This is a genomic window from Mycobacterium sp., from assembly GCF_049585075.1.
Taxonomy (GTDB): Bacteria; Actinomycetota; Actinomycetes; order Mycobacteriales; family Mycobacteriaceae; genus Mycobacterium.
This window is the reverse complement of record NZ_JBAUZA010000332.1, coordinates 1-2,418: the sequence shown is the minus strand read 5'-3', so window position 1 is coordinate 2,418 and position 2,418 is coordinate 1. Positions and strand designations below refer to the sequence as shown.

At 66.4% G+C, this 2,418-nt stretch carries 3 protein-coding genes; 1 reads left to right on the top strand and 2 read right to left on the bottom strand.

The features are described 5' to 3' along the window. The coding region (locus WB785_RS15805; RefSeq protein WP_424080268.1) for a WS/DGAT domain-containing protein at positions 1 to 808 on the top strand (808 nt) is incomplete at its 5' end. Positions 809 to 814: 6 nt separating this feature from the next. On the opposite strand, the gene WB785_RS15800 is transcribed toward WB785_RS15805, so the two are convergent. Together WB785_RS15800 and WB785_RS15795 are read right to left on the bottom strand one after the other, a co-directional pair. Then, positions 815 to 1,420 carry a MarR family transcriptional regulator gene (locus WB785_RS15800; protein ID WP_424080267.1) on the bottom strand — a complete coding sequence of 202 codons (606 nt, stop codon included), beginning with the start codon at positions 1,418 to 1,420 and terminating at the stop codon, positions 815 to 817. After that, positions 1,417 to 2,418, bottom strand: a 1,002-nt coding sequence (locus WB785_RS15795; protein ID WP_424080266.1) for a pyruvate, phosphate dikinase, incomplete at its 5' end; no start/stop codon positions are given. The genes WB785_RS15795 and WB785_RS15800, both read right to left, overlap by 4 nt.

Here is a 2,418-nt window from a genome sequence, read left to right as displayed (position 1 = left end):
CGCCTCGGCGCTGGCCGCCTGGCTGTTCGGCCGGGCGGCGCCGGTGCCCGACGTCGTGCCAGCTTCGCCGGGATTCCTGCCTTGGCGCGCCGTCAATGCCTTTCGCGCGCATCGCGAATTCATGCGTGACACCCGCGCAGGCCTGCTGGTTCCACCGCCCGGAGCGCGGCCGGTGCTTCAAACCAATGCCCGCCCCGCAGGCGCGTGCACTGTGCGCACACTGGTACGGCACCGCGCGCATTTGCAAGGTCCCACCGTCACCGTCGCGGTATTGGCTGCTGTGTCGAGTGCTCTGTCTGGTCTTTTGGGCGATGCTGCGGCATCGCTGTGCGCCGAAGTCCCGATGGCAAAATCTGGTGTGCGGCAAGCACTTAACCACTTCGTCAACGTGACAGTAGCGCTGTATCCGGACTTGAGTCGGCAGGCCCGAGTGGAGCGCATTGCCGCCGACCTGGCCGACGCCCGTCGCCGCTTTGAGCACCCCGCGGTGCAAGCCTCCGACCGTGCCTTTGCCGCGGTGCCGGCTCCGCTGCTGCGGTGGGGGATTAGCCGTTTCGATCCCGACGCCCGACCATCGCAAGTGTCCGGCAACACCGTAGTGTCCAGCGTCTACCGCGGACCCGCCGATTTGCGCTTCGGCGCCGCACCGGTGCTGCTGACTGCCGGCTATCCGGCCTTATCGCCGGCGATGGGCCTCGTTCATGGCGCGCACGGCATCGGCGACAAGGTCGCGATCAGCGTGCACGCCGCCGAATCCGCGGTTGGTGACATCGACGAGTATCTTGCCAGGCTGGAGGCGGAGCTATAGCGAAAGCTACCCCGCATCACCGGATTTGGCTTCGGACTCACGGGTCAGGCCAGCGGCGAGGATCAGCTCCTCATGCAGCTCGAACCACACGGTGTGGTAGGAGTCGATGAGCGGTCGGGACAACCAATGCGTCTCGCCGCCGTGCACGTTGTCCAGCGCCGCCTGCAACTTGTTCGAGTAGCGGCCCAACCGCGGCAACTGTGCGGCCGCCGCGGCGATGATCGGCGCCACCTTCTGGTGCACGCTATCGAGGCGGGCCACAACCGCGGCGTCGTAATCGGCGTCGTCGTGGCTATTCGGTTGGCCGTTCTTGACTTGCCAATCGGTGACGAGCGCTTTGAATTCGGCGTTGACGGCGCGAAAGTCGGCATAAGCGGCGGCGAGCGCCGCTGTGTCGATGTGTTGACGCTCGTCGGCCAGCAGCTCGGACAGCTGGGCCCGCCCGTCGGGGCTGAGCCGCAGCATCTTGGCGTCAATCAGCAAGCCCGACCGGGTCAGCCGCTCGACGCTATCAAGCAGCTCGTCCGCGTCTTTTCCGAGCGTCGCGGCCAAATCATCAAGGCTCACACGGCCTTTGAGCCGGACCGCTTGCAATACGGTCAGCTCGCTCACGTGTCCTCGCTGAGTCGCAGCGCGGCCAGCATTGCGAGCAGCGGGCTGGCTGACACCACATCGGTGCAGCCGCTGGCCATGGCGGCGCGCACCGCGTCATCGGCATGGCTCTCCAATCGGGGGTAGTCGCCGCTGGCATGGCCACGCAAAGGGCTTACGAGGCGGGCGATCTCGGCCAACTCGCGCAGCTCTGGTGTGTTGTCTTCCGACCATGCGGTCAACTGCAGGTTCCCGTCGCGCACTTCACCTTCGTTGCCGTCGACGGTGACCAGTTTGCCGGCAAGGGATTCGGCGATGCCGCGGCCGCAGCCCACCACAGCCACCCGGCCGAGCTCACGGCTGACCACGGCCGCGTGGCTGGTGGCGCCGCCGGTTTCGGTCACGACACCGCGGGCGACCAGCATGCCGTGAATGTCGTCGGGGCTAGTGTGGTTGCGCACCAAGATGACATCCTCGCCGCGGTCAGCGGCTTCGATTGCGGCATCCACTTCGGTGTAGGCACGCCCCGAAACCACGCCGGGCCCGGCCGGCAGGCCGGTAGCTAAAAGCGTTGCAGTCAAGCGGTTTTCCGGCTGCAGCGAGGGCTGTAGTAGCGCCTCCACATGGGCAGGGGTTACTCGCCGAAGCGTCTCGGCGTCGTCGATAAGGCCGTCACGGCGCAATTGCAACGCGAGGCGCACCGCGGCCTGGGCCGAGCGCTTCGCAGGCCGCGTCTGCAGCAGCCATAGCGTCCCGTCTTGGATGGTGAACTCGATCTCTTGCACGTCGGAGGCGAGCCGCTCCAACGACCGTGCGGCGGCAATCAATTCGTTGTATACAGCCGGTTGCTGGTCGCGCAGCGCGGTGATCGGTTCGACATCGACCGTGCCGGATACCACGTCGTCCCCTTGGCCGCCGGGCAGCCACTCGCCGAACTGCTCGTTGGCGCCGGTCATAGGATTTCGCGAAAAGACAACACCGGCACCGGAACTCGTGTTGATGTTGCCGAAGACCATCGC